The 23,625-nt window shown below is 70.1% G+C and carries 21 protein-coding genes; 14 read left to right on the plus strand and 7 right to left on the minus strand.

The features are described from left to right. Positions 1-4 precede the first annotated feature (4 nt). A complete protein-coding gene (locus tag OHA61_RS31425; RefSeq protein ID WP_406305875.1) occupies positions 5-511 on the plus strand; it encodes a transglycosylase family protein in 507 nt (168 codons plus the stop codon). Here OHA61_RS31425 and OHA61_RS31430 read toward each other — a convergent pair. The 3 genes from OHA61_RS31430 to OHA61_RS31440 are packed head-to-tail and all read right to left on the minus strand — an operon-like array spanning position 498 to position 4,214. Continuing rightward, positions 498-1,157 carry an ATP-binding cassette domain-containing protein gene (locus OHA61_RS31430; protein WP_406305876.1) on the minus strand — a complete coding sequence of 220 codons (660 nt, stop codon included), beginning with the start codon at positions 1,155-1,157 and terminating at the stop codon, positions 498-500. The two genes, OHA61_RS31425 and OHA61_RS31430, sit on opposite strands and share 14 nt — an antisense overlap. Continuing rightward, complete coding sequence (locus OHA61_RS31435) at positions 1,154-3,790, minus strand: ABC transporter permease subunit (RefSeq protein WP_406305877.1); 2,637 nt, start codon at positions 3,788-3,790, stop codon at positions 1,154-1,156. The genes OHA61_RS31430 and OHA61_RS31435 overlap by 4 nt, the downstream gene beginning before the upstream one ends. A 4-nt stretch (positions 3,791-3,794) precedes the next feature. Then, positions 3,795-4,214, minus strand: coding sequence for a hypothetical protein (locus OHA61_RS31440; protein WP_406305878.1), 420 nt, complete (start codon positions 4,212-4,214; stop codon positions 3,795-3,797). A 105-nt stretch (positions 4,215-4,319) separates the two neighbouring features. On the opposite strand from OHA61_RS31440, the gene OHA61_RS31445 reads away from it, so the two are divergent. From OHA61_RS31445 to OHA61_RS31465, 5 genes are all read left to right on the plus strand, one after another. Continuing rightward, positions 4,320-4,847 (plus strand): hypothetical protein, encoded by a 528-nt coding sequence (locus tag OHA61_RS31445; RefSeq protein ID WP_361908055.1) that lies wholly within the window; start codon positions 4,320-4,322, stop codon positions 4,845-4,847. After that, positions 4,825-6,105 (plus strand): ABC transporter substrate-binding protein, encoded by a 1,281-nt coding sequence (locus tag OHA61_RS31450; protein WP_406305879.1) that lies wholly within the window; start codon positions 4,825-4,827, stop codon positions 6,103-6,105. The genes OHA61_RS31445 and OHA61_RS31450 overlap by 23 nt, the downstream gene beginning before the upstream one ends. Positions 6,106-6,159: 54 nt before the next feature. Beyond that, complete coding sequence (locus OHA61_RS31455; protein ID WP_406305880.1) at positions 6,160-7,443, plus strand: glycosyltransferase family 4 protein; 1,284 nt, start codon at positions 6,160-6,162, stop codon at positions 7,441-7,443. Then, on the plus strand, positions 7,443-8,234 hold the full coding sequence (locus tag OHA61_RS31460) for a hypothetical protein (RefSeq protein WP_406305881.1): 792 nt from the start codon (positions 7,443-7,445) through the stop codon (positions 8,232-8,234). The genes OHA61_RS31455 and OHA61_RS31460 overlap by 1 nt, the downstream gene beginning before the upstream one ends. A 235-nt stretch (positions 8,235-8,469) precedes the next feature. Next, positions 8,470-9,426, plus strand: a complete 957-nt coding sequence (locus OHA61_RS31465) for a helix-turn-helix transcriptional regulator (RefSeq protein ID WP_406305882.1) — start codon at positions 8,470-8,472, stop codon at positions 9,424-9,426. On the opposite strand, the gene ctaD is transcribed toward OHA61_RS31465, so the two are convergent. Beyond that, positions 9,386-11,095, minus strand: coding sequence for a cytochrome c oxidase subunit I (ctaD, locus tag OHA61_RS31470; protein WP_406305883.1), 1,710 nt, complete (start codon positions 11,093-11,095; stop codon positions 9,386-9,388). The genes OHA61_RS31465 and ctaD overlap by 41 nt on opposite strands. Before the next feature lie 418 nt (positions 11,096-11,513). Between ctaD and OHA61_RS31475 the strand changes: the two genes are divergently transcribed. After that, positions 11,514-11,729, plus strand: coding sequence for an I78 family peptidase inhibitor (locus OHA61_RS31475; RefSeq protein WP_324987470.1), 216 nt, complete (start codon positions 11,514-11,516; stop codon positions 11,727-11,729). A gap of 88 nt (positions 11,730-11,817) precedes the next feature. On the opposite strand, the gene OHA61_RS31480 is transcribed toward OHA61_RS31475, so the two are convergent. Next, complete coding sequence (locus OHA61_RS31480) at positions 11,818-12,795, minus strand: phosphatase PAP2 family protein (RefSeq protein ID WP_361915358.1); 978 nt, start codon at positions 12,793-12,795, stop codon at positions 11,818-11,820. A 432-nt stretch (positions 12,796-13,227) separates the two neighbouring features. On the opposite strand from OHA61_RS31480, the gene OHA61_RS31485 reads away from it, so the two are divergent. Both OHA61_RS31485 and OHA61_RS31490 read left to right on the plus strand, forming a co-directional pair. Beyond that, the gene (locus OHA61_RS31485; RefSeq protein WP_406305885.1) at positions 13,228-14,865 is read left to right on the plus strand and encodes an MFS transporter; all 1,638 of its coding nucleotides are present in this window, start codon (positions 13,228-13,230) and stop codon (positions 14,863-14,865) included. A gap of 80 nt (positions 14,866-14,945) precedes the next feature. Beyond that, entirely contained in the window at positions 14,946-16,136 is a 1,191-nt protein-coding gene (locus OHA61_RS31490; RefSeq protein WP_389370850.1) for an acyl-CoA dehydrogenase family protein, read from the plus strand. Between the two features lie 27 nt (positions 16,137-16,163). Here the strand turns inward: OHA61_RS31490 and OHA61_RS31495 are convergent, their stop codons facing one another. Continuing rightward, the gene (locus OHA61_RS31495) at positions 16,164-16,598 is read right to left on the minus strand and encodes a cell division protein SepF (protein ID WP_324987457.1); all 435 of its coding nucleotides are present in this window, start codon (positions 16,596-16,598) and stop codon (positions 16,164-16,166) included. Positions 16,599-16,847: 249 nt separating this feature from the next. Between OHA61_RS31495 and OHA61_RS31500 the strand changes: the two genes are divergently transcribed. From OHA61_RS31500 to OHA61_RS31510, 3 genes are all read left to right on the plus strand, one after another. Continuing rightward, on the plus strand, positions 16,848-18,107 hold the full coding sequence (locus OHA61_RS31500) for a DUF5685 family protein (protein WP_406305886.1): 1,260 nt from the start codon (positions 16,848-16,850) through the stop codon (positions 18,105-18,107). A gap of 458 nt (positions 18,108-18,565) precedes the next feature. Further along, positions 18,566-19,468: a S1 family peptidase gene (locus tag OHA61_RS31505; protein ID WP_406305887.1), complete on the plus strand. Its 903-nt coding sequence runs from the start codon at positions 18,566-18,568 to the stop codon at positions 19,466-19,468. A gap of 126 nt (positions 19,469-19,594) precedes the next feature. Next, positions 19,595-20,074 carry a hypothetical protein gene (locus OHA61_RS31510; protein ID WP_324987446.1) on the plus strand — a complete coding sequence of 160 codons (480 nt, stop codon included), beginning with the start codon at positions 19,595-19,597 and terminating at the stop codon, positions 20,072-20,074. Positions 20,075-20,087: 13 nt separating this feature from the next. Here the strand turns inward: OHA61_RS31510 and OHA61_RS31515 are convergent, their stop codons facing one another. Continuing rightward, positions 20,088-20,990: a DUF4231 domain-containing protein gene (locus tag OHA61_RS31515; RefSeq protein WP_324987443.1), complete on the minus strand. Its 903-nt coding sequence runs from the start codon at positions 20,988-20,990 to the stop codon at positions 20,088-20,090. 231 nt (positions 20,991-21,221) lie between these two features. Here OHA61_RS31515 and fxsA point away from each other — a divergent pair, with 231 nt between their 5' ends. Together fxsA and fxsBH are read left to right on the plus strand one after the other, a co-directional pair. After that, positions 21,222-21,386 (plus strand): FxSxx-COOH cyclophane-containing RiPP peptide, encoded by a 165-nt coding sequence (gene fxsA / locus OHA61_RS31520; protein ID WP_266478029.1) that lies wholly within the window; start codon positions 21,222-21,224, stop codon positions 21,384-21,386. 9 nt (positions 21,387-21,395) lie between these two features. Then, positions 21,396-23,603 carry a radical SAM/SPASM protein FxsBH, inactivated beta-hydroxylase extension form gene (gene fxsBH, locus OHA61_RS31525; RefSeq protein WP_406305888.1) on the plus strand — a complete coding sequence of 736 codons (2,208 nt, stop codon included), beginning with the start codon at positions 21,396-21,398 and terminating at the stop codon, positions 23,601-23,603. Positions 23,604-23,625: the final 22 nt, after the last annotated feature.

Here is a 23,625-nt window from a genome sequence, read left to right on the forward strand (position 1 = left end):
CCCGATGTCGAAGATCAGATTGTGGCCGGCGGCGCTGGTGGCCGTACTTCTGGCCCTCGTACCACACAGCGGTGCCTACGCCGCGACGACCGGCTGTGCCTCGTCCGGATGGCCCTGGAGCTGTGTCGCCGAGTGCGAGAGCAGCGGCCGGTGGGACGCCAACACGGGCAACGGCTACTACGGCGGGCTGCAGTTCTGGCAGCCGACCTGGATCGAGTACGGCGGACTCGTGTACGCGCCGCGCGCCGACCTCGCGACCCGGCGGCAGCAGATCACGGTCGCGGAGGATGTGCTGCGTACACAGGGTTGGGGAGCCTGGCCCGTCTGCTCCGCGAGATACGGCCTCCACGGCCGCGTCCACACCGTCCAGCCGGGCGACACGCTCTCCTCGATCGCGGTGCGCTTCAGGGTCAAGGGCGGCTGGCCGGCTCTCTACGCGGCCAACAAGGCCGTCGTCGGGAGCTCGCCGGACCGGCTGCAGGTGGGCATGATGCTGGCTATCGGGGGGTGAGTTCGGCGGGCTCTCCGCTGAACGCGAGCGTGCCGCGGCGCAGTTCATGGACGAGGACCGGCCTCCCGCCGTCGCCGATTCCGGGCGGCAGGCGCTGTTCCGCGACGACGACGGCCGCGTCGAGGGCGCGCAGCAGTTCGTACGTACGCGCCGCGACGGGCGGTGACATGCCCTGGGCGGGCTCGTCGAGGAGGACGACGCGGGCGGGCATCAGCAGGGCGCGCGAGACGGCGAGCATGCGCTGCTCCCCGCCGGAGAGTGTGCCCGCGCGGTGGGCGAGGAGAGGTCGCAGGGCGGGATAGCCGTCGACAGCACGGGCGAAGTCCCCGTCCGGCGCGGCGAGTTCGAGGTTCTCGGCGACGCTGAGGGTGTCGTACACGGCACGCAGATCCGGTACGAAGCACAGCCCGCGGCGAGCCCGTTCGTGGGGGTGCAGGCCGCTCACGTCGGTGCCGCGCCACACCACCCGCCCGGCGGACAGCGGCACCGTCCCCGCCAGGGCGCGCAGCGCGGTGGTACGGCCCGAGCCGTTGCGCCCGATCAGGACGGTGAGGGCGGCCGCGGGCACGGGGAGGTTGACGCCGTGCAGAGCCTCCAGGGGGCCGTAGCGTACGCGGGCGGCGCGCAGCTCGATCTCGACGGTCATCGCACGATCCGCCCCGCCTCCATGACATGCACGGTCTGCGCGATGCGTGCGACGAGATCGAGATCGTGCTCGACAACGAGCACGGCCATCCCGTCCGCGGCGAGCGCGCCGAGAATCCGCGCGAGGGCCTCCCCCTCGACGGCGTCGAGCCCGGCGGCAGGCTCGTCGAGCAGCAGCGTGTGCGGCCCCCCGGCGAGCGCACGCCCCAACTCGACCCGCCGCAGGGCCCCGGTGGACAGCCCGGCGGCGGGCAGATCCCGCACCGGCCCGTCGAGCCCGAGCAGCCGCAGGACCGGCCCGACGGCGGAGGGGTCTTGCCGGTGCCCCTGCTCGGCGCCGATGCGTACGTTCTCCTCGACGGTCAGCGAAGCAAAGACGGCGAGTTGCTGAAAGGTCCGGGCAATCCCGAGCCGCGTTCGCGCGTGCGCGGCCAGCCGGGTGATGTCGACCCCGTCGAGCTCGACCCTCCCGCGATCGGGCCGCAGCGTTCCGCAGAGACAGTTGAACAGGGTGGTCTTTCCGGCGCCGTTGGCCCCGACGAGGGCGGTGACCTGGCCGGAGGGAAGGACGAGATCGACGCCGTCGAGGGCGGTGAAGTCGCGGTACCGCAGCCGCACTCCGCGGGCGGCGAGGGTGTGCGCGGGGGGTGGACGCGTGGCTCCACCACGGGCCGGGCGGCCGGGCTTTCCGTCGCCGCTGCCGCGCTCTGGGCTCCCGGCTTCGCCGCCGGGCAGGGCTTCGCCGGAGCCTTCGGGCTGTGCGGCCGGGCCACGTCCCCTGTGGCCGGTCGACGAGGCTCCCGTCCGGGCAACCAGCGTCGTCGCATGCGCCTGGCCGTGGCGGGAGGCCGTCAGGCCCAGGCGTCCGAAGGTCCGGTTCGGGGCGTCCGGGAAGCGGCCGATCAGGACGGCAAGGATGCCGATGACCGCCGCTGCCACACCGCCGCGGGCGCCCGCGTCCAGGCCCACCAGGAGTGCTGCCGCCACCAGCGGGCCCACGAGGTTGTCCGCGCCCAGGACCACCACCGCGGCGAACCAGAGCAGTCCGCGTACCGGGTCGTACGCCTCGGGGTCGAAGGCACGCACGCCCATGCCCAGCAGGCCCCCGCCCAGGGCCGCGAGAGCCGCACCGAGGACGAAGGCCAGGAGTTTGAGGGACGCGACGCGCACACCCGCCGCCGACGCGCCCGGTTCGTGGTCGCGCAGCGCCGCCAGTGCGCGGCCCGTGCGGCCCCGCCGCAGTGCCGCGACGGCGAGCAGCGCGCAGGCGAGGACGGCCAGTTCGACCACGTAGTACGCACGGTCGGACATCAGGCCGGTCGGGCGGGACAGCGAGAGTCCCGCCGTCGCGTACGGCTGCGCGAAGACGAAGCGGCTCACCCCCACGCCCACCGCCAGCGTCGCGAGCGCCAGCGCCAGGCCGTGGCGGCCGATCGCGGGCCACCCCGTCAGCAGTCCCAGGGGCGCGACCAGCAGGACCGCGACGACCAGCGCGAGCAGTTCGGGCATCGCGGGCAGACCCGGGAAGCGTCCGGCCGCCAGCAGCGCCGTGAAGAGCGCACCGAGGCCCGCGTACGCCGCCTGGCCCAGTGAGATCTGTCCGCCCCGCCCCGTCACGACCACCAGCGACAGCAGAATGACCGCCAGCGCCGGGACCTGGATCGAGGTGTGCAGGTCGGTGCCCGCGAAACCGAGTGGGAGCAGGAACAGGATCCCTGCCACCAGCCAGACGACGCCGGGGACGCGTACCGCGGGCGCCGCGGCCCGCGCTACCGTGCTCTGCGCCCCCACCCCCGGCAGCATCAGCGCCGCGATCAGCAGTGCCACCACGAAGAGGTTCGCCCCCACCGCCTGGAGCAGCGGCTCGCCCCACCCCGAGGGATGCAGCCGCGTCAGCTGGGCCTGCGCCACGCCGATCGCGAGGGCCGCCGCCACGGCCACCGCGAGACTCCGCATCCGGGCCACCACCGCGACCGCGATCACCTCGACGACCAGCAGCGGCAGCCCGTAGGGATCGAGGCGTACGTACGGCGCGAGCAGCACACCCGTAAGACCAGCCGTGAACGAGCCGAACGCCCAGCCCACCGCCGACACCCGGTCGGCGTCGATCCCGCCGAGCGCCGCGAGCGGGCGGTTGTCGACGACCGCGCGCAGCTCACGGCCGAATCGGGTCCACCGGGTGACCGCCGTGACCAGCACGGAGAGCAGCAGCACGGCACCGAGCTGCACCCACGGATCGTCCGGCAGCAGCTCGGGCACATCCGACCGCGCCCCGTTGCCCCACAGCAGTGCCGCGCCCCCGACAAGCAGGACGAACACACCGATGGACGCCACCAGAGCGCGCGCCGGGTCCACGTCCAGAACCGCGATCGGGCGGAAGACGAGCCGGTCCAGGACAAGTCCGATCCCCGGAGCGACGACCAGCAGTGTCACCGCCGCGGCGAGCGGCAGCGGCCAGCCCCACTCCACCGCGAACTCCCGCAGCACATACGCGCAGACCATCGCGATCGCGCCCTGCGCCAGATTCAGCACACCTGTGGCCCGGTAGGTGACGATCAGCCCGATTCCCGTGAGCGCGGCCGCACTGCCGACCGCGAGCCCCGCGAGGGTGAGGTCGTACGTCAGCGAGCTCATGTGTTCAGACCTGGGGCTCGCACACGGGGCACGGGTCCAGAACTCTGTCGCCGACCGGCTCCGCCTCCGGCTTGCCCGCGACCAGCGGGCAGTCGGGCCGGTGCGCCAGTGTCCCACCCGGTACGCACACCACCGGCCCGTCCGACGAAGGGGGTTCGAAGGGCGGCACGTCCGGGGACGGTACGGCCACCGCCGGAGCCCCGGTCTCCTCCCGGCGCGTCCCGGCCATGCGCCCCGCCGCCGCGAGCAGCACCGCCCCGGCCACCAGCAGGGCCGCACCCGGCACCGTGCAGGAGGCCAGATAGGGGATCTGCCGCTCGGCGAAGCGCTCACCCGACACCCCGTACCAGCCGATCACGGACAGCACGGCTCCTACGGCGGCCGCCGCGAGCCCGCCCCACCACAGCAGTCGGGACGTCGGCATCGCGTGGCCCTCCCGGTCTGGTGATGGTCTGGTGATGTACGGCGATTCCTTGCACTATGCCCTGAACCGACAGACGCTGGAAGCCGACAACCGGTGGTGAGCCAGATGGTCCATGTCAGGCACCCGAGAACCGCGGCATGGGCGGCCGCCGCGGTCCTGATACTCGTACCGGCCGCGGCAGGATGCTCGGACGACAACGGCGGCGGGTCCAAGGCCACGCCGACCCCGTCCGCGACGGCCCTGCCCTCCAGCAGTGCACCGGCCGCCAACGGCCCGGCCGACCCCGCGGCCGCGAAGGCGGAGATCGAGAAGAACTGGACGACTTTCTTCGACCCCAAGGCGGCCACGGACGCCAAGGTCAAGGTGCTGGAGAACGGTGCGCTGCTGCGTCCGCTGCTCGCCGCGTTCAGCGGCGACAAGAACGCCGCGCAGACCTCGGTGAAGGTCACGGACGTGCAGTTCACCTCGCCCACCGACGCCACGGTCACCTATGACCTGCTGGTCGCCGGTACGCCGGCCCTGCCAGGCTCCAAGGGCGTAGCCGTCTACCAGGACCAGACCTGGAAGGTCTCCGTGAAGACCCTGTGCGCCCTGGTCAAGCTCAGCGGCAATGCTGCCGCGCCGGGCTGCTGAAGGCCTGCTGCTCGCGGCTCTCCTGACCGGGAGCGCCGCCTGCGGCAGCCGCTTGCCCGAGAGCGCCTTCGAGAGCCCGTCGCCACCCGTACGCAGTAGCGCTGCCCAGCCGATCCGGATCGGCATCATCAGCAGCGCCACCAGCCCGGTCGGCGGCGCCGCCTTCTCCGGCCCGGGGGAAGGGGCCAAGGCCTACTTCGACAGGCTCAATGCCAAGGGCGGCATCGACGGCCGCCGTATCGAGGTGATCACCTGCGACGACGGCGGCAGCGGCGTCGGCAACAACGAATGCGTGCACAAGCTGGTCGACGAGAAGAACGTCTTCGCGCTCGTCGCGACGACCGCGCTCGACTACGCGGGCGCACCCCTCGTCGCCAAGGCGGGCGTCCCCGACATCGGCGGCCAGCCGATCGGTCCCGCGTACGACACCTATCCGCATCTGTACGGGATCTACGGCAGCCTCGCCCCGCGCACCGGCGACGCCCCCGGCTGGAACGGCACGCTGTACGGCGGCACCGAGGTCTACCGCTACTTCAAGAACACCCAGGGCGCCCGTACCGCAGCCGTCGTCTCCTACAACCAGGCCTCTTCCGCCGCGTACGCCCGGCTGATCACTCAGGGGCTGAAGGCCGAGGGCTATCGCGTCGTCACCGAACAGGTCGACTTCGCGCTGCCGAACTTCCGCGCCGTGGCCGCAGACCTCCAACAGCAGGGCGCCGACCTGGTCTTCGACGCGATGGACACCCACGGCAACGCCCAGCTGTGCGAGGCGATGGACGCCGTCGGCGTGCAGGTCACCGCCAAGGTCACCAACGTGCAGAACTGGGACTCCTCGGTACCGAAGGACTACAAAAACGCGCCGAACTGCCGAAACGCCCTGTGGGTGACCGGATCGAGCCGCAACTACGAGGACGCCGATCAGCCCGCAGTACGTGAATTCCGCGAGGCGATGAAGGGCCGTCAGCTCTCCCAGTGGCAACTGGAGGGCTGGGCCGCCGCCATGTGGTTCACCGACGCGGCCCGCTCCTGCGCGGCGGATCTCACCCGCGACTGCGTCGAACGCTTCGTCAACCGGCCCGAGCCGTACACCGCGCGCGGCCTGCTGCTGCCCGTGGTCTTCGAGAAACTGGCCGAGCCGCCGAAGACCCGCCACACCTGTCTGTCCGTCGCACGCTGGCAGGACGGCAAGGGCTGGGTCACCGAGGGCGACATGACCAAGAACTGCTTCACCGTGCCCCAGCTCCCCTATCGGCCCTAGCGGACGAGTACAGTCCGTAACTGCACAGACGAATAACGGGGGTCGCTACGGCGTATGCACATCTCTTTCCTGCTCCACAACGCGTACGGCATCGGCGGCACGATCCGCACGACGTTCAACCTCGCCCGGGTCCTGGCCGAGCGTCATGACGTCGAGATCGTCTCCGTGTTCCGTCACCGCGACGACCCCATGATGGGCGCGCCCGCCGGCGTCACCATGAAGCACCTCGTGGATCTGCGCGCGAAGAGCCCCGGCTACGACGGCGAGCACCCGGACTACAAACGACCCGCCCGCGTCTTCCCGCGCGGCGAGGGCCGCTACAAGCAGTACAGCCGCCTCACCGACGCCCGCATCGCCGCCCATCTCGGCTCCCTGCGGGCCGATGTCGTCGTCGGCACGCGCCCCGGGCTCAATGTGCACATCGCCCGCCAGACCCGCCGCGGCCCGGTCCGCATCGCCCAGGAACATCTCACGCTGGACAGCCACGGCCACCGGCTGCGCCGCGAGATCCGGCACCGCTACCCGCTCCTGGACGCGGTCACCACCGTCACCGAGGCGGACGCGCGGGCCTATCGCGCCCAGCTGAAGCTGCCCGGCACGCGGATCGTTTCCGTGCCCAACAGCGTGCCCGCACCTACCGTCGCGCCCGCGGACCACGAAAGCAAGTGGATCGTCGCGGCCGGCCGGCTGACCAAGGTCAAGCGGTACGACGTGCTGGTCAAGGCCTTCTCGAAGGTGGTCGCCGCGCACCCCGACTGGCGGCTGCGGATCTACGGGGGCCCGGACGCGACGGGCAACGAGAAAAACGCGCTGCTTGCCCTCGTCGAAGAGCGCCAACTGCACAACCACGTCTACCTGATGGGGCCCGCCAACCCGCTGGAACCGGAGTGGGTCAAGGGCTCGATCGCCGCCGTCACCTCCAGCCTGGAGTCCTTCGGCATGACCATCGTCGAGGCGATGCGCTGCGGCGTCCCCGTCGTCTCGACCGACTGCCCGCACGGGCCCGGCGAGATCATCGAGGACGGCGTCGACGGCCGTCTCGTGCCGGTCGGCGACGTGGACGCGATCGCCGACGCCCTCATCGCGCTGATCGAGGACGGCGAACTGCGCCGCCGCACCGGACAGGCGGCGCTCACCGCCTCCGCCCGCTTCGACCCGGCGCCGGTCGCCGAGCGCCACGAGGTCCTGTTCACCGAGCTCGTCGGACAGGGAGGGCGCGGATTCTGGCGCGGCGCGGTACGCGACACGCTGCGCCGCGGCAGGAGTGCGCTGTACGACGGCATCTACTCCGCGCGCTACCGGGCGGCCGACGCGATCCGTAAGGGGAAGAAGTCCTGATGACCACGGACACCGAGCGGCGAACTCCGCGCGCCGACTGTCTCGCCGACGCGGCGGGCGCCATCACCTTCGCCCTGGCGGGCGGCATCACGACCGACTCCGAACTCGTGTTGAAGCGGCGAGGCGGCGAGGGGGAGCAGGACGAGACGCGCCTGCCGCTCACGCCGTCGGGTGACGGGACGTCGCGTGCCGTACTGCCCGGGACGGTCGAGTTGGCCGAAGGCCACTGGGACGCGTATGCCGGGGACCGGCCTGTCGAGTCCGGCATCCGGGAGGTCCGGGCACTTCTCGACCGCACGCCGGACACCGGCCGGATCGCCGCACGCGTCCCGTATCCCACGGCGGGAGGCAGCCTCGCCCTGCGCTGCTGGGTGCGCGCGCCGCACGCCGAGGCCGGGGACATCGGCCTGGTGCCGGAGCACTGCGCGATGACGGTCGAGGGCCGGCTGTACGGAGCCGAAGTGGGCGGGGGAGCCGCCGCCGAGGCCCGCCTGCGCGGCGGCGATCTGGTGCACCGGGTCCCGGCGACGGGCGAGGACGCGACCTTCGGCTTCACACTGCCGTTCGCCCCGCTGGCCGAGGCGTCGGGCGGCAAGGACCAGTGGTGGGACCTGTGGCTGGTCCCGGCGGCCGGGGCCGCGGCGGTGCGGGTGTCCCGTGTCCTCGACGACGTCTGGGACAGGAGGAATGTCTTCGTGTACCCGAAGCAGCGGACGGAGACGGGGCAGTTCGCGGAGCCGTGCTACACGATCGACAACGACTTGTGCGTGCGCCTCACTGCGGCGCGCTGAGCTGGTCCGCTGCGCGGGGCTTGTTCCCCACCCCGCCCATTCCCGTAACCGGGGGCGCTGCCCCCGGACCCCCGCGCCTCAAACGCCGGCGGGGCTGAGTTTCGCGTACGGGGTCTGGGGCTTGCCCCAGTTCGGGAAGGGGCGGGGAGGGGACAAGGCCCGCCGCAGGCGCCACCCACCACCGCCCCCACCTCGCGGACAGAAACCGTCCGCAACCCCTGCCACACTCGACCCCATGCTGGAGACCTCCGCAAGACTCCTCCGCCTGCTCTCCCTCCTCCAGGCCCACCGCGAATGGTCTGGCGCCGATCTCGCCGACCGGCTCGGCGTCACCCCGCGCACCGTGCGGCGCGACGTCGACCGGCTGCGCGAGCTCGGCTATCCGGTGAACGCCAGCCCCGGCACCGGCGGCGGCTATCAGCTCGGCGCGGGGGCCGAGTTGCCGCCGCTGCTGCTCGACGACGAGGAAGCGGTGGCCGTCGCCGTCGGCCTGCGTACCGCCGCCGGCCAGGGCATCGAGGGCATCGGCGAGACCTCCGTACGCGCCCTGGCCAAGCTGGAGCAGGTGCTGCCGAACCGGCTGCGCCGCCGCGTGGGCGCGCTCAACGCGTTCACCGTGCCGATGATGCGGGCCCCGCAGGCGCAGGTCGACCCCTCCGTCCTCACCGAGCTGGCCAACGCCTGCCGCGACAGCGAGCGGCTGCGCTTCGAGTACCGCGACCACGGCGGCTCCGCCACCCGCCGCAGCGTCGAGCCGCACCGTCTGGTGTGCACCGAGCGCCGCTGGTATCTGGTCGCCTGGGACCTGGACCGCGCTGACTGGCGGACGTTCCGGGCGGACCGGATCACCCCGAAGCCACCGCACGGCCCGCGCTTCGCCCCGCGCACCCCGCCGGCCGAGGATCTGGCCGCGTATGTCTCGAAGGGTGTCTCCACGCACGCCTACGCCGCCCAGGCGGTCATCCGGCTGTACACCTCTGCCGAACTGGCCGCCCAGGTCGTCGGACCGTCCGCCGGTGTCCTGGAGGCGGTCGACGAGAAGACCTGTCTGCTGCGCACGGGGGCCGCGAGCCTGGACGTGCTGGTGATCCATGTGATGCTCATGGGCTTCGACTTCGAGGTGGTCGAGCCCGAGGAGCTGACCGAGCACATCAGGACGGTCCGGGACCGCCTGTCCCGGGCTCTCGACTGATCTCTCCCGCCTCCGCCACATCGCGCTCGATGGCCGCGAACTCCGGGTGGTGCAGATCGAAGGCGGGCGACTCGGTGCGGATACGGGGGATGGTGATGAAGTTGTGCCGGGGCGGCGGACAGGACGTCGCCCATTCCAGCGAGCGGCCGAATCCCCACGGGTCGTCCATCTCGATCTTCTTGCCGTACTTCGTGGTCTTCCAGACGTTGTAGAGGAACGGCAGCGTCGAGAGGCCGAGCAGGAACGAGCCGATGGTCGAGATGGTGTTGAGGACCGTGAAGCCGTCGGCGGCCAGATAGTCGGCGTACCGCCGGGGCATGCCCTCGGCGCCCAGCCAGTGCATCACGAGGAAGGTGGTGTGGAAGCCGACGAACAGCGTCCAGAAATGGATCTTGCCGAGCCGTTCGTCGAGCATCTTGCCGGTGAACTTGGGCCACCAGAAGTGGAAGCCGGCGAAGGTCGCGAAGGCGACGGTGCCGAAGACCACGTAGTGGAAGTGCGCGACGACGAAGTACGAGTCCGTGACCTGGAAGTCCATCGGCGGCGACGCCAGGATGACGCCGGTGAGACCGCCGAAGAGGAAGGTCACCAGGAAGCCGACCGCCCAGAGCATCGGCGTCTCGAAGGACAGCGAGCCCTTGAGCATCGTGCCCGTCCAGTTGAAGAACTTCACCCCGGTCGGGATCGCGATCAGGAAGGACAGCAGTGAGAAGAAGGGCAGCAGCACCGCTCCGGTGACGAACATGTGGTGCGCCCACACCACCACCGAGAGTCCGGTGATCGTCATGGTCGCGCCGATCAGGGTGATGTAACCGAAGATCGGCTTGCGCGAGAAGACCGGGATGATCTCCGTGATGATGCCGAAGAACGGCAGCGCGATGATGTAGACCTCGGGATGGCCGAAGAACCAGAACAGGTGCTGCCACAGCAGCGCCCCGCCGTTCTCCGCGTCGAAGACCACCGATCCGAAGCGCCGGTCCGACTCGAGTACCAGCAGCGCAGCGGCCAGTACGGGGAAGGCCATCAGCACCAGGATCGTGGTGAACAGGATGTTCCAGGTGAAGATCGGCATCCGGAACATCGTCATGCCGGGCGCGCGCATCCCGACGATGGTGGCCAGGAAGTTCACCGAGGTCAGGATCGTGCCGAAGCCGGAGAGGGCAAGGCCCATGATCCACAGGTCGGCGCCGATGCCGGGGGACCGCTCCAGGCCGTTGAGCGGCGCGTAGGCGGTCCAGCCGAAGGCCGGGGGACCGCTGGGCACCAGCAGGGAGCCGACCACCATCAGCCCGCCGAAGAGGAACAGCCAGTACGAGAACATGTTCAGCCGCGGGAAGGCGACATCGGGCGCGCCGATCTGCAGCGGCACGATCTCGTTGGCGAAACCCGCGAAGGTCGGGGTCGCGAAGAGCAGCAGCATGATCGTGCCGTGCAGCGTGAAGGCCTGGTTGAACTCCTGGTTGCTCATCAGCTGCAGCCCGGGACGGGCCAGCTCGGCGCGCATCATCATGGCCATCAGGCCGGCGATGAGGAAGAAGACGAACGAGGTGATCAGGTACAGGTGCCCGATCTTCTTGTGGTCGGTGGTGGTCAGCCAGTCCACCACCACCCGGCCCGGATGCCGTTCCCGCGCCGGCTCGGCCTTTGCCTCGGCGGTCTGCGTACCCATCCCTGCCCCCTCGCTGTCCGCGGCTCGGGCTTCGTGTCTTCGGTATCGGGCTGGGGCCATGATGCTCGCCGCCCTGTCCACTCCAACAGGGTGTGTCCCCGGCGGGATGTGTCCACAGCGGCGAGACCGTTCGAACACGAGGGTGGATTCTGCAAGGAACCGGTGAATTCTCCACAGTTCGTCAATTCACCCTCGGGTGCCTGCCCCGGGCAATTCCAGAGCGGAATTTAGCATGATCGACAAGGCGTGTGGAATTACCGCGCGGGTGGCGTGGAACTGCTCGTTCGAGTGACAGAGTTTGAGCTGAACGCGTGTCGGGATCCTGTGACAGAAGCGTGACCGGTGGCGTACACGAGGCTGCTGAAGCACGCCTTGTCCCGGCTTCCGTCACCGTCCGCTCCCGCCTACGGTGGGTGTCATGGCACCGATACCGACCCCTCCCGAACAGCCCGACGACGCCCCCTCGTCGTATGTCGGCCTCGAAGCCGAGAGCGCCGGGCAGTTGGCCCGCGAGCGCGGCTGGACCACCGTCAGAGCACTGCCGCCGGGCGCGATCATCACCATGGAGTATCTGGCGGGACGGCTCAATTTCGAGGTGGAGGGCGGCACGGTCATCCGCTGCTGGCCGGGCTGACACGACCGCGATACCGACGACCGCATGCGAAGAAGGCCCCGACCGTCATGGTCGGGGCCTTCGCCGTACGCAGCCGAGCGGCCGGGCTTCAGCCGCCCGTGACGGGGCGTGACGTGGGCGGGCGGCGGCTGCCCGAGGGCGTGACCGGCATCCGCTCGGAACGCACCGTGTGCGGTCTCTGACGGTCGAGTTGGGTGGCCGTGCGCGCGGTGGGGCGGCCGCCGACGGCGACCACCGGCTCGCGGGCCGGCTCCTGCTCTCCCGAGGGCCCACGCTGCGGGAATATCCCCGGCGTCAGGCCGCCGGCGGCGACCGGCAGCGAGGGAGCGAGCCGGCGGCGCGCACGCCACTGCTCGCGCAGCGAGAGGATCCAGGCTTCGGCCGTGCCGATCAGGGTCTCGCACCAGGGCAGTGCGAGCAGGATCAGCAGCCCGGCCGCCCAGCCGAGCAGCACATCGCTCAGCCAGTGCGTACCGAGGTACACAGTGGTCAGGCCGACACCCAGGGAGACCACTGCCGAGAGCGCCGACAGATAGCGCCGAGCACGCGGAGTGGTGGCCAGATACGCCAGGATTCCCCAGGTCACGACCGCGTTCGCGGTGTGCCCGGAGGGAAATATATCGCCGCCGGCGAAGAGCTCGGCGGAACCGATCTGCGTCGCGTAGTGGGGGCCGAGGCGGCCGAGACCGATCTTGACGGCGCCCACCGTCGCGTTGAGCAGGAGCAGGGCGGCGCCGAGCGCGAGGAGGGGGCGCAGCGTGTGCTGACGCCAGGAGCGCCAGCCCAGCCAGGCCGCGACCATCACGGCTGTGGGCCCGCGCTGGCCGAGCACCACGAAGTAGTCGAGAAAGGCGTGGAGTTCCGGCCACTGCTGGTAGGGCCGGAAGAGCATGACCTTCCAGTCCAGGGTCACCAGCCAGGTCGGGGCGAGCACCGCCACGACGATGGCGAGATAGAACGCCAACGTCCCGCCGAAGAGCGTGAGACGGGTGCGGCTCATCCGCGGGATCTCTATCTTCGGCGGTTCCGGCTCTCGGTCCAGGCGGGCAAAGATGTCGGTACGCACCCAATCGACGTTACAGCGAGTGAGTGTGCGGCTAGGCCGAACCAGCGGCTTTGTGATGACGATGTGATGTGGACTATCTCTCAGCTCGGGATTTATTCCGGGCCAATTCGGAAATCCCGCAAGCCGCCCGTCATATTGCTCAGGAGCGGGTCACGCCGGGGTCTTTCGGCCCCGCAAATAATAGTTCACCGCCGCCCCGTGCGGAATTTTCCCCCCGTTCGGACCATCCAAGATTCACTTCCGTGCCGGGCGTGGCGTGGCGCACGCCACACGTCCGTGTTCACAGAGGTGAGAGCTTGACCACGCGCCGGGCGCCCGAACTCGCGTACTCTGACGGCTCACTCGCCCGTCGATGCCGGACCGCCCTGTGGGACAGCAGCACCGTCCCGGGCTGGCCCGCCGAGCGCGAGGGACTCATTGGGAGGTACGTACATGTCCGGGACGACCACGGCCGGAGCACGGCTGCGTGCCGCCGGCGGCGGTGCCAACCGCTGGGTCGTTCTTGTCGTCCTCTGTATCAGCCTGCTGCTGGTCGCGCTCGACGCGACCGTGCTGCATGTCGCCGTCCCCGCCGTCACGGAGGATCTGCGCCCCACCGGGGTCGAGCTCCTGTGGATCGTGGACGCGTATCCCCTCATCTGCGCCTCGCTGCTGATCCTTTTCGGCACGCTCGGTGACCGCTTCGGCCGTCGCCGTGTGCTGTTGATCGGTTACGGGATCTTCGGCCTCGCGTCGGCGGTCGCCGCACTCGCGACCACCCCGGAAGTGCTGATCGGTGCGCGAGCCCTGCTCGGCGTCGGCGGCGCGATGATCATGCCCGCGACGCTCTCGATCCTCCGCGCGGTCTTTCCCGACCGGCGCGAGCGTGCCATGGCGATCGGCATATGGACCGCCGTCGCCGCGGTCGGCGCCGCCACCGGCCCAGTCCTCGGCGGCTTTCTCGTCGAGAACTTCTGGTGGGGCTCGGTCTTCCTGATCAACATCCCGCTGATGGCGCTGATACTGCCCGTCGGACGCTGGCTGCTGCCCGAATCCCGCGGAGGCGCCGACGGGCCCTGGGACGTGCTCGGTGCGCTGATGGCCGCGGGCGGCGTGCTCGGCGCGGTCCTCGGCGTCAAGCGCCTGGGCGCCGGTGACAGCGTCCTCGATGTCAAGGCCGTGGGGCCGCTGCTGCTGGGCGGTGTGCTGCTCGCCCTGTTCGTACGCCGCCAGAAGCGCCGCGAACACCCACTGATCGACATGCGGATGTTCGCCAGGGCCACGTTCTCGACCTCGGTCGGCTGCATCATCCTCGCGATGCTCGCGCTGGTCGGCCTGGAGCTGATCGCCGTCCAGTACCTCCAGCTGGTGCTCGGACTCAGCCCGCTGGAGACCGGCCTGCGGCTGCTGCCGCTCACCTTCGCCGCGATGGCCGCCGGAGCCACCGGCTCCCACACCCTGCACCGGGTCGGCCCGCGCCGGATGGTCGCCTGGGGCTTCGTCCTGACCGCGGCGGCCGTCCTGCTGCTCACCCTTATGGGGCAGCACGACCGGCCCTGGTTGTTGACCACCGGGTTCGTCCTGCTCGGCTTCGGACTGCAGACGACGCTCTTCGGGGCGTACGAGTCGATGCTCAGCGAGGCCCCGCCGGACCAGGCGGGCGGGGCCGCCGCGATTGGCGAGACCTCCTACCAGCTCGGCGCCGGGATGGGCATCGCTCTGCTCGGCAGCGTCATGAACGCCGCGTACGCGCCCGCGCTGACCTCTCTGAGCGGCGTCCCCGGCTCGGCGGGCTCGGCCGCGTCGAACTCCCTGGGCGAGGCCTATCAGGTGGCCGACCGCCTCGGCGGTTCGAGCGGCGAGATGCTGCGCTCCACGGCCCGCCACTCCTTCGTCACCGGTCTCCATGTCACGCTGCTGGTCAGCGCCGGTCTGCTGCTGCTCGGCGCGCTCGCCGCGCTGCGGCTGCCGAGGGTCATGGAGTGCGCGGCCGCGGCCGAGAAGTGCCCGGCGCCGAGGCGCCCGGAGGTCTCGCTCCCGGCGAGCCGTGAGCCCGCCGAAGCGACCGGGTCTGGACGCGCGGCACACTGAGTCGTAACGTCGGGCGGAGCCCGTAACTAACACTGCTAGTTTTCGTGTTCCGCTGTGTGAGCGCCGTCGGAGGCCATGTCATGTCCGCACCCTCGAAGCCCGCGCCCTTCGATCCGAGCGACCCCCTCGGCATCGACGATCTGCTCGACCCCGAGGACCTGGCGATCCGCGACACCGTCCGCAGCTGGGCCGCCGACCGCGTCCTGCCGCACATCGCCGACTGGTACGAGCGCGGCGAGCTCCCCGGCATCCGCGAACTCGCCCGCGAACTCGGCTCGATCGGCGCCCTCGGCATGTCGCTCAAGGGCTACGGCTGCGCGGGCGCCACCGCCGTCCAGTACGGCCTCGCCTGTCTTGAGCTGGAAGCCGCCGACTCCGGCATCCGCTCGCTGGTCTCCGTCCAGGGCTCGCTGGCCATGTACGCGATCCACCGCTTCGGTTCCGAGGAGCAGAAGCAGCGCTGGCTGCCCGGCATGGCGGCGGGCGAGATCATCGGCTGCTTCGGCCTCACCGAGCCCGACCACGGCTCCGACCCGGCGGGGATGCGCACCTTCGCCAAACGCGACGGTTCCGACTGGGTGCTGACGGGCCGCAAGATGTGGATCACCAATGGTTCGGTGGCCGGTGTCGCCGTGGTCTGGGCGCAGACCGACGAGGGCATTCGCGGCTTCGCCGTGCCGACCGACACCCCCGGCTTCTCCGCACCCGAGATCAAGCACAAGTGGTCGCTGCGCGCGAGCGTCACCAGCGAACTGGTCATGGACGAGGTGCGGCTGCCCGCCGACGCCGTACTGCCGGAGGTCACCGGCCTCAAGGGGCCGCTGGGCTGTCTCACGCACGCCCGCTACGGAATCGTCTGGGGCTCCATGGGGGCCGCCCGGTCGAGTTTCGAGTCGGCCCTGGAGTACTCGAAGACGCGCGAGCAGTTCGGCAGGCCGATCGGCGGCTTCCAGCTCACCCAGGCCAAACTCGCGGACATGGCCGTCGAACTGCACAAGGGCATCCTGCTCGCCCACCATCTGGGCCGCCGCATGGACGCCGGCAAGCTCCGGCCCGAGCAGGTCAGTTTCGGGAAGCTCAACAATGTGCGCGAGGCGATCGAGATCTGCCGCACCGCGCGCACGATCCTCGGTGCGAACGGAATCTCGCTGGAGTACCCCGTGATGCGTCATGCGACGAACCTCGAATCGGTGCTCACCTACGAGGGCACCGTCGAGATGCACCAGCTGGTGCTGGGCAAGGCGCTCACCGGCCTCGACGCCTTCCGGTGACCGGGCAGCGGCCGACGGACGCCTTGCTCAGCTCTGGTTGAAGAAACCGTCCTGCCCGCGACCCGCGGCTTCCCCGCTGACCACCTGGGTGTCCACAGGGCTCAGCAGGAAGACCCGGGTCGCGACGCGGTCGATGGAGCCGCGCAGCCCGAAGGTCAGCCCGGCGGCGAAGTCCACGACGCGCTTGGCGTCGGAGGGCTCCATGGCCGTGAGGTTCACGATGACCGGGACGCCGTCGCGGAACAGCTCACCGATACCGCGGGCGTCCCGGAAGCTGGAGGGCGACACCGTGGCGATCCGCCGGCCCTCTTCCTGGGCGGCCTCGGAGGCAACGCGCACCCGCGGGTCGGTGACCCACGCTTCACCCGACTCCGCACCCTCGGCGTACTCGTCGTCGTAGTAACGCTCGTCGCTGTCCTCGACGAGTCCCAGCCAGGCGCTCGCCTTGCGCACAGATCCCATGGACGCCTCCTTTCACTGCGGTCCGCTCACTGCGGTCTTCTTCCGTTCCGCGTCCCTATCGTCGTCCATAATGCGGATCGCGCGCCAAGTAGATAGTCGCCGCGCAGGGGATTCGTGACGGTACTGGTGCAGAACATGTGGCGGTTCGTCAAGATTCCTGCTGCGTACGGGGCGTGGCGAGCCCAAAATATGAAAGTCGGGCCAGACGGGTGATCGTGGGGCGTACGGGTGAACGGATTGCTCGGTACGATGCGCACCGCACTGTCGAACGACTCCCGGGGGACCGTCGTGTTCGGAATCGTCAGGCCATGCACACACCGGCTCAGCGAGGGGCTGAAGACCGAGTGGATGGCCCATCTCTGCGGGCTCTGCCTGGCACTTCGTGCCGATCACGGCCAGTTCGCGCGGGTCGTGACCAACTACGACGGCCTGATCGTCTCGGTTCTGACGGAGGCTCAGACCGAGCGCACCCCCGCCTCCCGGCGCACCGCAGGCCCCTGCCCGCTGCGCGCCATGCGCACCGCGCCCGTCGCCCTGGGCGAGGGAGCACGGCTGGCGGCCGCCGTCTCGCTGGTGCTGGCGTCGGCGAAGATACGCGACCACGTCGTGGACCGGGACGGGGTGTTGGCCCGCAGGCCCGTGGCCGCCACCGCCCGCAGGATCGCCGCCGGCTGGGACCGCGCGGGCGCCCGCACCGGCGCGGAGCTCGGCTTCGACACGGCGGTGCTGCTCGACGCGGTCGACCGCCAGAGCGGTATCGAGGCGCTGGCCGGTCCCGGTACCCCGCTGCTCACGGTCACCGAGCCGACGGAGACGGCGACCGCGGCCGCCTTCGCGCACACCGCCGTACTGGCCGGGCGGCCGGAGAACATCGCGCCGCTGGCCGAGGCCGGAAAGCTCTTCGGGCGGCTCGCGCATCTGCTGGATGCCGTCGAGGACAGGGAAGCTGACGCGGCGTCGGGTGCCTGGAACCCGCTCACGGCGACCGGCACCTCGCTCGCCGAGGCCCGCAGGCTCGCCGACGACGCGGTGCACGGGGTGCGCCTCGCACTGCGCGACGCGCGATTCGTGGACGACACGCTGGTGCATGTACTGCTCGCCCACGAGCTGCGGACCTCCGTGAACCGCGCCTTCCGCACCACGACCTGCTCGCACCAGGGGTACGGGCCGCCGCAGGACCCGCACAACCCCTACCAGGGCGGCGGCCACGGGCCGCACGGCCAGGGACCGTACGGCTCGAACAACCCCTACGGCGGGGGCAACCCGGGAGCGCCTGGTGGACCCGGCGGCCCCGGCGGGCTGCCTCCGCAGTTCGGCAGTGAACCGCCGGTGCCCAAGCGGCGCGGCTTCTGGGCGGGCTGCGCGGTCTTCACCGGGCTGTTCTGCACCTGCCAGATCTGCTGCGCCAAGGAGTACGAGGGCCCCTGGTCCCGCAAGAAGCGCGAGGGCTGCTGCCGGGACTGCGACTGCGACGGCTGTGACTGCTGCTGCCCCTGCGACGGCTGCTGACCAGGCGGCGGAAGGGCGAATTCCGGCCGCCCCCGCGAGTGGCGCGAGGGTGGCGGCAAGGTGCGGCGACTGCTCCCCACAAGGACGGTCCCGGCGTCGATGGCAAGTCGCTCACCGGCCGAATCCGTCTCGGCGTCAGCCGACGTAACCGTCCTGGGAATCGGTGCGACCTCGTACGACGGTGAACGGAACCTTCTCGGCGGCTGACCCGTCTTACGGGCGGACACGTACGGCACAGCCCCGGCAGCCACCGAGCTGCCGGGGCCGTCCGTCGTGCGTGAGGGAGCGGCCGAAAGATGCCCTTGCGCGGGATGTTGGCGCACCGAATACTCCCGAACAGCGCTTGTCAGGAACACGTCGTGTCCGGAAGCCGAACACGTCCCCCGTGTTTCATGACTGCGCCTCACGGGCCCCGAACCCCACAACGGGCCCCCGATTCCCCTCTGGAGGAACGACAAGTGAGGAACAAGCGCACCACCCCACGCAGTGGCATGGCGAGACGTTTGCGTCTGCTCGCCGTCACCACTGGCCTGATCACCGCCGCCGCGCTGGCCGTCCCCGCCGCCAACGCCACCCAGGCGCAGACCTTCAGCGCCAACCAGCTCAGCGCCGCGAGCGACGCCGTACTCGACGCGGATGTGGCAGGCACCGCCTGGCTCATCGACAAGACGACCAACACCCTGGTCGTCACGGCCGACAGCACCGTCTCCCAGGCCCAGATCGCCAAGATCAAAAAGGAAGCCGGGGCCAATGCCGGTGCGATACGCATCGAGCGCACCGCCGGCAAGTTCTCCAAGCTCATCTCGGGCGGCGACGCCATTTATGCCACCAGCTGGCGCTGCTCCCTGGGCTTCAACGTCCGCAGCAGCAGCGGCACCTACTACTTCCTGACCGCCGGTCACTGCACCGACGGCAACCCGCCCTGGTACACCAACTCCTCGCGCACCACGAGCATCGGCCCCACGGCCGGATCCAGCTTCCCGGGCAACGACTACGGCATCGTGAGGTACTCCAACACCTCGCTCTCCCACCCGGGCATGGTCGGCAGCCAGGACATCACCAGCGCGGCCAACGCGACCGTCGGCATGTCCGTCTGCCGCCGCGGCTCCACCACCGGCATCCACTGCGGCTCCGTCACCGGGCTGAACGCCACCGTCAACTACGGCGGCGGTGACATCGTCTACGGCATGATCCGCACCAACGTCTGCGCCGAACCGGGCGACAGCGGCGGCTCGCTCTACTCCGGCAGCCGGGCCATCGGCCTGACGTCCGGCGGCAGCGGCAACTGCTCCTCCGGTGGCACGACGTTCTTCCAGCCGGTGACCGAAGCGCTCAGCGCCTATGGGGTCAGCGTCTACTGACGCACCACTTGTGCAGTTGGCAGCAGTCGAGCCCTCGTCCGTATAACAGGACGGGGGCTCGACGTCGCGCCCCCATTTGAGAGGATGTGAGGGCGGTCGGGCGTGGAGGGACGGGGGTTGCGGTCAGTGAAACGCATCGGAGTGACCGGCCACAGAGGAATCCCTCCCGAAGCGTACGGCCATATCCGCGCCGGAATGCGCGCCGTTCTGTGCGGCCATCAGGGTTCGATGGAAGCCCTCTCCAGCCTTGCGGCGGGCGCCGACCAGCTGTTCGCCGACGTAGCGCTGGACTGCGGGGCCGAGTTGACCGTGGTGATTCCCAGCGGGGACTACGAGGACGGCTTCACCGTCCCCGGGGAGCTGGCCCGCTTCCAGCACCTCAGAGGCCTTGCCAGCCGGGAGATCCAGCTGGCCTTTCCGTATTCCACCGACGAGGCCTATTACGCGGCGGGCGCCTATATCGCCGACAACTGCGACCGGCTGCTGGCGGTCTGGGACGGCCACCCCGCCCGCGGCCTCGGCGGCACGGGCGACATCGTCCGTTACGCACGAGACCGGGGCAAGCCCGTCACGGTCATCTGGCGTGACGGTCTGGAGCGCCTGTGACTGGAGTGGCCCCTCAACTCCGGTGTCTGACCAGCCAGTCCGTGTGCTGTGGGGATACGATGCGCTCGGTCTCGTAGACCGCTGACGGCCACTCCACCTCACTCACAGACGTCTCCATCGCCGTGTGCATCGTCGCCAAGTCCTGTTCGACCAACGAGTGTGCGGCGATGAGTGGTTGATGGCGACGGATCTCGCTCCACGCCAGACACGCGGCCGCCGCTGCCGACAACAGGCCCGCCAGATCGACCGATTCGGCGAGCGAGAAGGTCCTCAGCAGGGCGAGGAAGAGCGCGAGCATCGTGAGCAGTCCGATGGACGCGGACCACAGAAGGGTGGCGCGGCGGGATATCTCCGTGCGCCGGTGGTACCAATTGCGCTGTTCAATCAGGCGGTCCCTCACAAAGGTCTCCTTGCGCACACTGAATGACTTGGCCCTCAACTGCCGCATAGGTGTGGTGATCAGCTCCCCGGCGGCCACCTTGGGCACGCTGGTGCGGGGGTCCTCCCAGCCGACCTTGGTCAGCTCCCGCAGTCCCTCCTCCAGCCTCACGGTGAACAACGCGTCGGCGTCGGTGGAGTGCGAGTCGAACGGCGCTCCATGGACGGAGTACCGCCAGCACAGGGACTTGATGAACTCCGCTGCGGAGCGGTTGAGTTGCCAATGCGACTTTGCTCTGCGGCGCGATGAGCGATAGCTGAAGATCAGCACTCCGGCGTATGCCAACGCGCTGAGTGCGCCGGGGAGTTGGAAGCTGGAGCCCAGCTTGAGCGACGACGGCAGCGCGGCCAGAGCGGCACCCGCCACCAGCAACAGCAGCTGGTAGCGCGTGGCGCCCACGGCCTCACGCTGGCGCGCGATCGCGATGGAGTCGGTGTGGTGGTAGAGAACCGGCAGATCAGTGTTACGGAAGACCATGCTTTGCAGTGGGCCGGAAAAACCGGTCATGTGCACCCCCGTCTGCAGTTTTGTCTTCACCCTTTAGGCGGAATGGCTTGTTCCGTGCCGTCCTGCGAGAATGCGCCGCAACTCTTTTGTTGCGTATCCACGTGCTGAGTTGCTGCGAGTGGCCATGAGAGTAAAGTCGTGCCGCCGGCATCGCAACGGTGCATGGTATCTGTGCTGGACACAACATCAAGGACGGCCCCCATGACGTTTCAGACCTCTGCCTCCTTCGCCGCTGCGAAGAAGAACCGTGTTCCACTGGCACAGATTGATGTGCGTGGCACCGATGCCGCGAGCAAGCTGGCCCGGGTCCTCCCGGCCGCCACCGACCGCTCTCTGCGTGCATCCACCTTCAACTCGGCGCTCTAGACTGGCGGAATGACAGGACCCCTGGTCCCATTCCGCGAGATCGTTTTGAAGGTCCACAGCAGATGTGATCTTGCATGTGACCATTGCTATATCTACGAACACGCTGATCAGAGCTGGCGTACCCGCCCGAAGGCAATCTCTGACGAAGCGATTTCCTGGACAGCTCTGCGACTGGCCGAGCATGCCAAGAGCCATGCCCTGCCCTCCGTGTCAGTGATCCTGCACGGAGGGGAGCCTCTTCTGGCGGGGCCCGCGCGACTGCGACGCGTCTGTGAGGAGCTCACGAGAGCACTCGACCCCGTCGCCGGACTCGACCTTCGTATCCATACGAACGGCCTACAGCTGACCCGCTCGTACCTCGACCTCTTCAGCGAGTTCAACGTCAGGGTCGGGATCTCCCTCGACGGCGACAAGGCCGCGAACGACCGCCATCGCCGCTTCGCCGACGGCCGCACCAGCCACCCCCTGGTCCTCAGAGCCGTCGACCTGCTCAGGCAGGACCGCTACCGCCATCTCTACCTCGGTCTTCTCTGCACGATCGACGTGGCCAACGACCCGATCGCCGTGTACGACGCGCTCACCGAGCTGGAACCACCGCGGATCGACTTCCTCCTGCCGCACAGCACCTGGGACGACCCGCCCGCCCGCCCCGACGGCTCACCCACCGCGTATGCCGACTGGATCCTGGCGATCTTCGACCGCTGGAACCAGCAGGGCAGGAACGTGCCGGTACGGCTCTTCGAGTCCGTGCTCTCCACCCTCAGCGGCGGCCCCAGCCTCACCGAATCCCTCGGCCTTGCCCCCACCGACCTCGTCGTCGTGGAAACCGACGGCACCCTGGAGCAGGTCGACTCCCTCAAGAGCGCCTACGAAGGCGCGGCAGCGACCGGATTCGATGTCTTCACCCACCCCTTCGACGCTGTCGCGGCCCACCCCGGTGTCAGGGCGCGCCAACTGGGGCTCGCGGGGGTCAGCGCGACCTGTCGGCAGTGTCCCGTCGTACGGTCCTGCGGCGGCGGGCTCTACACCCACCGCTACAGCTCCCGCAACGACTTCGACAATACCTCCGTGTACTGCACCGACCTCGAAGCGCTGATCCGGGGCATCGAGCAGCGCACGGCCGCGTCGACGGTCTCCCTCACGGTCACGGACCCCGGCGTACTCATGGCCGAGCACCAGGACCTGACGCGCGTGCTGCTCGCGGACGTCCATGCGGAACTCGACGGGCGCGGCGGCGAAGCCTGGGACGAGGCCTGGGAGCTGGCGTCCGCTCTGGAAGGGCGCTTTGACGCGCTCGACGCGGTCTACGGCCATCCCTACACCTACACCTGGCTGCAGGCCTGCCTGGCCGCCCTGCGTGACGGGCTGCCCGAGGCGCCCGCCCTCGCTCTCCGGCTGCCCGAGTACCTCGCCGCAGCAGTGGTACGGGGCGGGCTCGACGTCCTCGTCCGAGTGCCCTACGAGGGCGGCACGCTCCGGCTGCCCACGCTCGGCGAACTGCGGCTGACGGGCCTGGACCGGCGGGGCTGGGCCGAGGTACGGCCGGCCGGCGACGGGCTCCGGGTACGCGTGGACGGGCGCGAGCCGCGCCACGTGGACACCACCGGGGAGAGCGCCGACTGGCGGCCCGTCCGCACACTCACCGCCGAAGGCCAGCCCGCGCTGCGGCTCGACGACCTCGACCCGTACCGCGACTGCTTCGGCGTCCCGGTACGCGAGCGCCTCGGCTCGCCGGAGGCGGCCCTGTGGGGCGCGCGGCTGGCCGAGGCATGGACCCTGCTGCGGCGGGCCGCACCGGAGCAGGCGACCGACGCCGCGGACTGTCTGACCACCCTGACCCCGCTGGCCGCGGGCGAGCCGACGGTGCGCCTGCACGGCTTCGGGGCACTCGGTATCGCCCTGCCCGCCACGCCCGAAGAGCTCGCTCCCGCGCTGCTTCGCGGATTCCGGCGGGCCCGGCTGCACGCGCTGCTCGACGTCACGGATCTGTACGCGCAGGACGGCTGGTGGCGCCACCCCGCGCCCTGGCAGGACGAACCGGTGGTGGTGTCCGAACTGCTGGCGGGGGCGTACGAGCGCGTGGGGCTCGCGGCCTTCGAGCCGGACCTGGCCGAGGAGGCCAAGCGCGCGCTGGAGACCCTGGGGCGGGCGGCGGAGCTGACCGTCGGCGGGCAGCGCCTGCTGGACGAACTCTGGAAAGAGGCCGGCCGTGGGTGAGGGCGGGCTAGGGGGTGTCTTT

Source organism: Streptomyces sp. NBC_00885 (assembly GCF_045207475.1).
Taxonomy (GTDB): Bacteria; Actinomycetota; Actinomycetes; order Streptomycetales; family Streptomycetaceae; genus Streptomyces.

Coding starts and splice junctions, on each gene's coding strand:
- OHA61_RS31425 (WP_406305875.1), top strand. CDS start 5: ATGTCGAAGATCAGATTGTGGCCGGCGGCGCTGGTGGCCGTACTTCTG.
- OHA61_RS31430 (WP_406305876.1), bottom strand. CDS start 1,157: ATGACCGTCGAGATCGAGCTGCGCGCCGCCCGCGTACGCTACGGCCCC.
- OHA61_RS31435 (WP_406305877.1), bottom strand. CDS start 3,790: ATGAGCTCGCTGACGTACGACCTCACCCTCGCGGGGCTCGCGGTCGGC.
- OHA61_RS31440 (WP_406305878.1), bottom strand. CDS start 4,214: ATGCCGACGTCCCGACTGCTGTGGTGGGGCGGGCTCGCGGCGGCCGCC.
- OHA61_RS31445 (WP_361908055.1), top strand. CDS start 4,320: ATGGTCCATGTCAGGCACCCGAGAACCGCGGCATGGGCGGCCGCCGCG.
- OHA61_RS31450 (WP_406305879.1), top strand. CDS start 4,825: ATGCTGCCGCGCCGGGCTGCTGAAGGCCTGCTGCTCGCGGCTCTCCTG.
- OHA61_RS31455 (WP_406305880.1), top strand. CDS start 6,160: ATGCACATCTCTTTCCTGCTCCACAACGCGTACGGCATCGGCGGCACG.
- OHA61_RS31460 (WP_406305881.1), top strand. CDS start 7,443: ATGACCACGGACACCGAGCGGCGAACTCCGCGCGCCGACTGTCTCGCC.
- OHA61_RS31465 (WP_406305882.1), top strand. CDS start 8,470: ATGCTGGAGACCTCCGCAAGACTCCTCCGCCTGCTCTCCCTCCTCCAG.
- ctaD (WP_406305883.1), bottom strand. CDS start 11,095: ATGGGTACGCAGACCGCCGAGGCAAAGGCCGAGCCGGCGCGGGAACGG.
- OHA61_RS31475 (WP_324987470.1), top strand. CDS start 11,514: ATGGCACCGATACCGACCCCTCCCGAACAGCCCGACGACGCCCCCTCG.
- OHA61_RS31485 (WP_406305885.1), top strand. CDS start 13,228: ATGTCCGGGACGACCACGGCCGGAGCACGGCTGCGTGCCGCCGGCGGC.
- OHA61_RS31490 (WP_389370850.1), top strand. CDS start 14,946: ATGTCCGCACCCTCGAAGCCCGCGCCCTTCGATCCGAGCGACCCCCTC.
- OHA61_RS31495 (WP_324987457.1), bottom strand. CDS start 16,598: ATGGGATCTGTGCGCAAGGCGAGCGCCTGGCTGGGACTCGTCGAGGAC.
- OHA61_RS31500 (WP_406305886.1), top strand. CDS start 16,848: ATGCGCACCGCACTGTCGAACGACTCCCGGGGGACCGTCGTGTTCGGA.
- OHA61_RS31515 (WP_324987443.1), bottom strand. CDS start 20,990: ATGGTCTTCCGTAACACTGATCTGCCGGTTCTCTACCACCACACCGAC.
- fxsA (WP_266478029.1), top strand. CDS start 21,222: ATGACGTTTCAGACCTCTGCCTCCTTCGCCGCTGCGAAGAAGAACCGT.
- fxsBH (WP_406305888.1), top strand. CDS start 21,396: ATGACAGGACCCCTGGTCCCATTCCGCGAGATCGTTTTGAAGGTCCAC.